This is a genomic window from Limnospira sp. (assembly GCF_051859755.1).
GTDB classification, from domain to species: domain Bacteria; phylum Cyanobacteriota; class Cyanobacteriia; order Cyanobacteriales; family Microcoleaceae; genus Limnospira; species Limnospira fusiformis.
Genome location: NZ_JBIMLI010000030.1, coordinates 20661 through 28368, shown reverse-complemented (window position 1 = coordinate 28368; position 7708 = coordinate 20661). Strand labels below are relative to the sequence as shown.

6 protein-coding genes and 1 pseudogene are annotated in these 7708 nt (G+C 46.8%); 5 read left to right on the top strand and 2 right to left on the bottom strand.

What is annotated here, in order from left to right:
* Positions 1–356: 356 nt before the first annotated feature.
* Positions 357–885, bottom strand: a pseudogene (locus ACTIE0_RS07795) (SWIM zinc finger family protein); the annotation flags it as partial.
* A gap of 357 nt (positions 886–1242) precedes the next feature.
* Between ACTIE0_RS07795 and ACTIE0_RS07790 the strand changes: the two are divergent.
* Positions 1243–2955, top strand: coding sequence for a type II toxin-antitoxin system HicA family toxin (locus tag ACTIE0_RS07790; protein WP_006670939.1), 1713 nt, complete (start codon positions 1243–1245; stop codon positions 2953–2955).
* 73 nt (positions 2956–3028) lie between these two features.
* On the opposite strand, the gene lipA is transcribed toward ACTIE0_RS07790, so the two are convergent.
* Positions 3029–3943 (bottom strand): lipoyl synthase, encoded by a 915-nt coding sequence (lipA, locus tag ACTIE0_RS07785; RefSeq protein WP_035758563.1) that lies wholly within the window; start codon positions 3941–3943, stop codon positions 3029–3031.
* 54 nt (positions 3944–3997) lie between these two features.
* Between lipA and ACTIE0_RS07780 the strand changes: the two genes are divergently transcribed.
* The 4 genes from ACTIE0_RS07780 to pabB are packed head-to-tail and all read left to right on the top strand — an operon-like array spanning position 3998 to position 7651.
* The gene (locus tag ACTIE0_RS07780; RefSeq protein ID WP_006669441.1) at positions 3998–4177 is read left to right on the top strand and encodes a hypothetical protein; all 180 of its coding nucleotides are present in this window, start codon (positions 3998–4000) and stop codon (positions 4175–4177) included.
* 58 nt (positions 4178–4235) lie between these two features.
* Positions 4236–4817 (top strand): response regulator, encoded by a 582-nt coding sequence (locus ACTIE0_RS07775; protein WP_006620539.1) that lies wholly within the window; start codon positions 4236–4238, stop codon positions 4815–4817.
* A gap of 19 nt (positions 4818–4836) precedes the next feature.
* Entirely contained in the window at positions 4837–5883 is a 1047-nt protein-coding gene (locus ACTIE0_RS07770) for a bifunctional heptose 7-phosphate kinase/heptose 1-phosphate adenyltransferase (protein ID WP_006669442.1), read from the top strand.
* Between the two features lie 7 nt (positions 5884–5890).
* Positions 5891–7651: an aminodeoxychorismate synthase component I gene (pabB, locus tag ACTIE0_RS07765; RefSeq protein ID WP_006669443.1), complete on the top strand. Its 1761-nt coding sequence runs from the start codon at positions 5891–5893 to the stop codon at positions 7649–7651.
* The last annotated feature ends 57 nt before the right edge of the window (positions 7652–7708 follow it).

Here is a 7708-nt window from a genome sequence, read left to right as displayed (position 1 = left end):
CCGTTCCCCGCTTCAATCTGACGGGTTGTGAGTCCTGAAACTGGGGGTGGCTATCGCCTTTACTCTCAACTTCCTGCTGTACATAAAACCAGCGTTCAGTCTTGACCTTGAGTTCCCTGCCTTGTTTGGATTCCTCCCAACGTCGGGACATATAAACAGTTATGAGGATGGTCACGAGTGCGCTCCTTATATTCAACCAAGGGGTTGAAGTCCCCACCAGGCGGTTATTTCTGGCATTGCAGCCTTATTTCATGCCTGAACGTCTCGCACTACACCTCTATCATTACATATTAGGCACTACCCAATTTTTTTAGATCAAACAAACCTCCTTGTATGCTCGGAAACCCTATAGGTTTCCGTATATTTCGCAATTTAGCGATAATCTCTTCTTTCAAGCGTCCCCGCAGTTGAAATAAGACACATGGATCTTCACTAAAGCGATCGCCTAACATATAATAAACTGCACCAATATGCTTACAGGGGTTAGCCGGATCTGGACAACAGAGCGCGAGAATGTACTTCATCCAAATTCAAAGGAAATAGCCGCCAGCCATTTTTAGCAAATACATCCTCAATATTGTAAGGCATTTCCCCCGCTAACAACTTCGCCGAAAAAATCGCCTGCTGGGATAATGTTTCAATCACATATCCCCATTCTTCCTCCGTAAAAGCATCTAACCACAATTCCACCTGATAAGGTTCCGCTTGCGTCCCCTGGACTTGCGCCATAACCCGCTGACCAGTAAATTCAATATTGAGAACATTACCCGGTCTCGCATAATTTCTCGCCCTTTCCAATCGTTTCTTAAACCGATAGCGATTCCGAATATCTAACCATTGCTGGGTCCACCATTCCTGATTATTTTCTATATGGTAATCTGCCATAATTGGGAACCCCAAAAAATATCGTTTTATTCATTATAGACAACCAGTGAGGGTTGACAACAGCCGGGAACTCATGATAAGATATTGACATATCGTTTCATAATAAGAATATATGCAACAGCCAAAAAAATGCAACTATTCCCATTATCTAAAGTATAGCGCAGACCCCCCAAAAAGGCAACCCCACCCCCCCCAAAAAAATTTTTTCGCAACATTTCTTAATTTTTTGTTACAAAAGTTAACATAATGACCTAGTGATGGCGATAATGCGATCGCAGTAGGGGGAATATTTGGGCTGAGAATTTGCGTAAATTGTTTGACGGAAATTGATAAATAATTATAGGGATAGGTTAATTTATGAGATTCAGAAGACCGAAAGAACTGCTGGGCAAGGTGAATGTCAAAATCGCGCTGCAAATGTTGGGTCGATTAAGCATAATCAGCGTCATATCTTTGGTTCTGGCAACGATTAACAACTTAGGAAATCATAAAAACTACTGGGAGCGGACAATTTTTGCGACGCAGACAGTAGATTTTAACATTTTATCTCACACTTTGCCGACGAAACTTTCCCTGGCGCTGCTAGAGGGAGAAACGGAGGAGTTGCAGCGGACTCTGGACAGTAACTACGGACTGTTCGGGTTAGTAGTCACGAACTGCGAAAGTGCGATCGCCGATTGTCCAGAGCAGGAAATCCTCTACTATTCCAATTCCCGTCGCCTTTGGAAAGAGGGTTTGAAGGTGGAAAACCTAACTAATGAGCCTTACGATCTCCTACGGGACCCGCCGCCATTGTTTGCGGAACGCAAATATACACGGCGTTATCAACCGGAAGCTGACCCGACGGGGATGGTCAACAGAGGGGAAATCATCGGGCGGGTATATTACGTCCGGCGGGTGCCGCCAACCTTCGCGGAGAGTTACGGGAAATGGGCGAGGGGGTTGCTGAGGTTCCAGCACAGTCCTAGTATTTTCTCGCTGACTACGGGTATATTTTTGACGGGGGGTGCAGTGGTTTGGTTGCTGATCGAATTTATGTTGTACCGAAAGCGCCGAGAGAAGAAACAGTTACTGGAAGAGGCGCGGAATATTCGGGAAGAGTTGGAGCAGAAAGTTAAACAAAATGAAGCCCTGATCGCTGTTAGGGAAAAGGGGCGGGAGGAGTTGGAGGACTACCGAAGGGAACAGCAATCGATCGCAACGGAACTGAAAATAGCGATCGCCGACTACGAACAGAAAATCGTGGATTTCCAACATCAACAGGATGATAGCCAGACCTCTCTGCAAGAACTGCGGAATCAATTAGCCTGGGCGGTGGAATATCAGGTAGAGGCGCAAGAGGAAATTGACAGACGGTCTGAGGCGATCGCCAACCTGGAAAATTGCCTGAATAGCCAGAACAGGGAACAGCAGGAAATGACGCGCACCCTGGAAAAGTTGCAGCGCCAGTTGCAGGAAACCGAAGAGCGGGAAGGGAGGACCAATGAGCAGATAGTGAGCCTGAATCAAAAGATTGCGGAACTGACCCGCGAGTATGATCAGGCGATACAGCAATCGGCAGACCTGCAAAGCCAACTGAGGGAACAAGCTGATGTTGAGCAGTTGAGAAGAGCCTTGGAATCGGCTAGGGAAGAATCAGAGTGTATCAAAGAACAGTCCCGAGATTTTGAAGTCTATATCACCGCAGAAAATGAGCGTTTGGCAGCCAAAATCAGACAGTTAGAAAATGAACTGGGGGAACATAGATCGAGAATTTTGTACCTGGAAAGTCGCCTTGAGGATAGGGAGGTAGGTGATCACCATGTCAGTGACTGGATCAAACCTGAAGATTGCTTTACCCCAGCCAACCTCAGTAGATCCAACATATCCTCTCTGTCCAGTTCTGAGGTAATCAGAGGTCTACATCGCTTGGAATTTGTGACTGACCACCAAACAGGGAGCCATGTTCACCTCAAAAAAACCCTTTTTTGTACGGTTCCCCATCCTAACAAAGATGTGCCTTACGGTACCCTCAAAAACATTTTACAATTTGGGAAGATAAGCGAACAAGAGTTGAGGGATAATTTCTGATTTGAGCAACTCGGTTCCCTATTTAATCATAAATGATTGGGGAAATTGGGATGATGGGTGGGAGGGTAGGAGACTAAAATTCCCCAGCATGATAGGAACTCCGAACCAGGGGACCGGAGCGAACGTGAGAAAAACCCATATCTTTGGCGATCGCCCCTAGACGGTCAAACTCTTGGGGGGTCCAATATTTATGGACGGGGAGATGATCGAGGGAAGGGCGCATATATTGACCGATAGTGAGGCGCGCGCATTGAACTTGTCTTAAATCAGCGAAAGTCTGTAAAATCTCTTCTTCGGTTTCCCCATGTCCCAACATGAGACCGGACTTAGTAGGAATAGTCGGGTCAACTTCTCGGACGTGGCGCAACAGGTCGAGAGAGCGATCGTACTTCGCCCCCCGTCGCACCGGAAGCGTCAGCCGTCGCACGGTTTCAATATTATGGTTATAACAAGCAGGTTTCGCCCTCACCACGAAATCAATACGCTGATATTGTTGCTGTTGAGTATCTTCAGCCTTTCCCCCCCAAAAATCGGGAGTAAGCACCTCTATTTGAGTTTGGGGACAAAGCGATCGAATTTGCTCCATAGTAGCCACAAACCAGCCCGCGCCGCCATCAGCCAAATCATCCCGCGCCACAGAAGTTAACACCACATAACGCAACCCCAAAATTTGGACTGCTTCTGCTACCTTGCGGGGTTCATCGTGATCAAGTGGCATAGGAGCATGGCCCTTATCAACTTGACAAAAAGCACAGGAGCGGGTACAAGTAGGCCCCATAAGTAAAAAAGTAGCCGTCCCCTGAGCATAACATTCCCCCCGGTTGGGACAGCGCCCCTCCTCACAAATAGTATGAATTTGTCGCTGTTTGATAATCCGTTGCACCTGCGAGAGTTCACTAGCCGCACCAATAGGACGACGCAACCACTCAGGCATAGATTTAATTGCGTCTCGGTGACGTGATGAGATAGAATCAGGAGTGGTTGACATAATGTATTGATATCTAGGATAGCTATTTTTTATAACACAAAGCAGTTTTCTGCGATGCTGATTATATGGGAACTCACTATAGCAGCTTCTCAAGCCATCAAGTACATTCGGAAGCCCCTCGCCCCGTTTGGGAGAGGGGTTTGGGGTGAGGGTAATGGTTTGATGGCGGTATCCTTGACCATTGTTGGTGATGCCATACTATTCTCGACTTTGTTAAGCTATCAACAGATTTGAGAAGGTTAAGTGCTGCACCAATATTCAGATTATGTATTCATCACCGGGGGAGTAAGCCGTGGCAGGTCGGAAAATTATAGTTATTGATGATAGTAAGGTGATTCGGGTAAAAGTTCGGGAGATGTTACCCCAGGGTAACTTTGATGTGCTAGAAGCGAAAGACGGGAAAGAAGGCATAGACCTAGTGCGCCAAGAACGCCCCAACCTGATTATGCTGGATTTCCTGTTACCTAAACTCAGCGGATGGGATGTTTTTCAGCAAATCCAAGCTAGTGAAGAACTTAGGAAAATTCCCCTGGTGTTGATGTCTGGTCGAAAAGAGGAAGTGACGGAGAAAATTGCTGAACCTTTCGAGTATTTTGAGTTTATCGAAAAACCTTTTGAGAGAGGACAATTGATAGATGCGATCAAGTCGGCTTTTGAAAAGGCTAAGAAACCTCGCCCACCTCTGAAAGTGGCTCCCCCCGCACCTGCACCAACTCAAGAGACAGCACCTCCTCCTGTGGCGGCGACAACGGCGGCGGATGCAGCTAAGATTAAGGCTTTAGAACAGAAAATTGTTGCTATGCAGAGGGAAATGGTAGCCCTGAAAAAACAGGTGGCGCAAATCAAGGCTTTTGTACTCAAAAAAGTCAAGTAGGGGTGAGTAACTGTTAATTATGACCTTAGAATCTTCGTTTCTCAATCAGCTTGAGGGGGCTGCGGATACCCTTATGGAACACTTGGATAATTTTGCTAAGGCGCGAATTCTGGTGGTGGGGGATCTGACTCTGGATGAGTTTATGACTGGTCAGGTGGAGAGGTTGTCGCGGGAAGCACCAGTGCTAATTCTGCGCCATGAAGTTACTCAACAAATCCCAGGAGGGGGAGCTAATGCGGTTTACAATTTGGCTAAGTTGGGGGCTGCAGTGTCGGTGGCGGGGTTGGTGGGAAAGGATGACCAAGGGGAGACTCTCAAGAGGATTTTTCGGGAGGCGGGAATTGATACGGAGGGTATTCTCACAGACGCAGACCGCCCTACGGTGACTAAAACTCGGATTTCTGGACACGCGCGCCAGTCGGTGACTCAGCAAATTGTCCGGGTCGATCGCAAATCGGATGATTTACCCAGCTTGGAACTTCAATGGCGGTTGGCTGAATATATCGAACAACACAGAGATAATGTTGATGGGGTGGTTTGTTCGGACTATGGGGATGGGGTGTTAACTTCCCCGGTTATTGGCGCGGCTTTGGGTCATGGGTTTTCGGTGGTGGATGCTCAAGTTGATTTACAACGCTATCAGGGGGCGATGTTGTTTACTCCTAATGTTCCTGAAGCGGAAAAGGCGGTAGGATATTCGATCGCTAATGAAGAGAGTCTCAGACGTGCGGGGACTGATTTACTGAATTTGACTGGGGCGAAACGGGTGCTAATTACTAGGGGTGAGGAGGGGATGAGTCTTTTTGAATGGGGGGAAAATCAGACGCTACAAGTTAGCCATATTCCTCCGTTTAATGTTTTGGATGTTTTTGATGTGACGGGGGCGGGAGATACTGTGGTGGCGGCTTTAACTTTGGCTTTATCTGTGGGGGCGAGTTTTTGGGAGGCGGCGGTTTTGGGTAATTTGGCGGCTAGTTTGGTGGTGCGTCAGTTTGGGACGGCTACGACTTCTATAGCGGAAATGAAGGAGGCTTTGCGATCGCTTTTGGAAGGTGAAGTTAGTTGAGTTGACTATGAACAGAGTAATCATCCATGATGCCCAAAATCAGCAGTGGTTACTATTTGAACATCCCTGCTATATTGTTAATTGCGATCGTCTCGAGCAGGTAATTCCTGCCTTACAACAGATTGATGAAAGTCTCCGGGAAGGGCATTTATGGGCGGCGGGTTTTATCAGTTATGAAGCCTCTAGCGCTTTCGATTCCGCTTTGAATACCTATCCCCCAGATGAGTTTCCTTTGCTCTGGTTTGGGCTATATCAACAACCACAAATTATCACCCCACCCCGCCTCTGTTCGCCATCAGATTATACTGTGGGTGAGTGGTTATCTTCTGTCACCCCCACTGAATATCAGGAGGCTATTAACCAAATTCGAGGTTATATTGCTAGGGGGGAAACCTATCAGGTCAATTATACTTTTCGCCTACGGACGGAGTTTTCTGGGGATGCTTTGGCTTGGTTTTGGCAATTAGTGCGATCGCAACAAGCCGACTATGCAGCATATATCGAATGTGGCGATCGCTTTAGCATTTGTTCTGCTTCCCCGGAACTATTTTTCCAACTCTCTGACCGTCAACTGGTCGCTCGTCCCATGAAAGGAACCGCCGCCCGTGGTTGCACTTTAACCGAAGATAATGCGATCGCCCAATGGCTGCAAAATTCCCCCAAAAACCGCGCCGAGAACGTGATGATTGTGGATATGATCCGCAATGATATTAGTCGCATTGGGGATATTAAAACCGTCCAAGTTCCCGAATTATTTACCGTCGAAAAATACCCAACCCTGTGGCAAATGACCTCCACAGTCACCGCCAAAACCCAGGCTTTACCATCAGAAATCATCGCCGCCTTATTCCCCTGTGCTTCCATTACAGGCGCACCCAAACCCAGAACCATGCAGTTAATTCACCAGTTAGAAACTACTCCCCGCCACCTTTATACTGGAACCATTGGCTTTATCCAACCACAACAGACCCCGAATAATTATAGAACCCAGTTTAACGTAGCCATTCGTACAGTTATCATTGACCACCAAAATAATCAAGCCGAGTATGGCGTTGGTGGTGGTATTCTGTGGGATTCTGACAGCCAGGATGAATACCAAGAATGTGAAACCAAAGCCAAGTTTCTGAGCATCAATAATAGCTGTGATTTTTCCCTATTAGAAACCATGCTATGGACCCCAGAGGCAGGATTTTTTCTCCGGGAAGAACACCTAAACAGGTTATCAGAGTCAGCCATATATTTTGGGATTCCCTTATCCCTAGAACACATCAATCAACAATTAATCGATTTAAGTAAATCCTGGTCAATTCCCTATCGAGTTAGGTTATTAGTTGACCGCCAGGGTGTTCTCAATTACGAAATTTCTGCCTTTGAGAAATCCCCACCTAACCGACAGATTTATTTAGGTTTATCTCCCACGCCCATTAATTCCCAAAACCCTTTTTTATATCATAAAACCACCAACCGCAGCATCTATGAAACCGCCCGGAATTCCCGTCCCGACTGTGATGATGTGATTTTATGGAATGAACGGGGAGAGGTCACAGAAACTACCATTGCTAATCTGATTATTAAAATCAATGATGATTGGCTTACCCCCCCAGTCACCAGCGGTTTACTTCCCGGAACTTTTCGGGGTAGCTTACTCAAGCAGGGTAAGCTCAAAGAGGCTATTATTGATATAGAAACCCTCCAAAAATCCGAGGATATTTATATCATTAATTCTGTCCGCCAATGGCAAAAAGCCACTCTTAAAACCACTAAATAACCTCCTCTCGCCGTCTCTCCATAGGGGGGGTTTATTCATCCTCAGCGCGTGGGGAGA

Coding starts and splice junctions, on each gene's coding strand:
- ACTIE0_RS07790 (WP_006670939.1), top strand. CDS start 1,243: ATGAGATTCAGAAGACCGAAAGAACTGCTGGGCAAGGTGAATGTCAAA.
- pabB (WP_006669443.1), top strand. CDS start 5,891: ATGAACAGAGTAATCATCCATGATGCCCAAAATCAGCAGTGGTTACTA.
- ACTIE0_RS07780 (WP_006669441.1), top strand. CDS start 3,998: ATGCTGATTATATGGGAACTCACTATAGCAGCTTCTCAAGCCATCAAG.
- lipA (WP_035758563.1), bottom strand. CDS start 3,943: ATGTCAACCACTCCTGATTCTATCTCATCACGTCACCGAGACGCAATT.
- ACTIE0_RS07770 (WP_006669442.1), top strand. CDS start 4,837: ATGACCTTAGAATCTTCGTTTCTCAATCAGCTTGAGGGGGCTGCGGAT.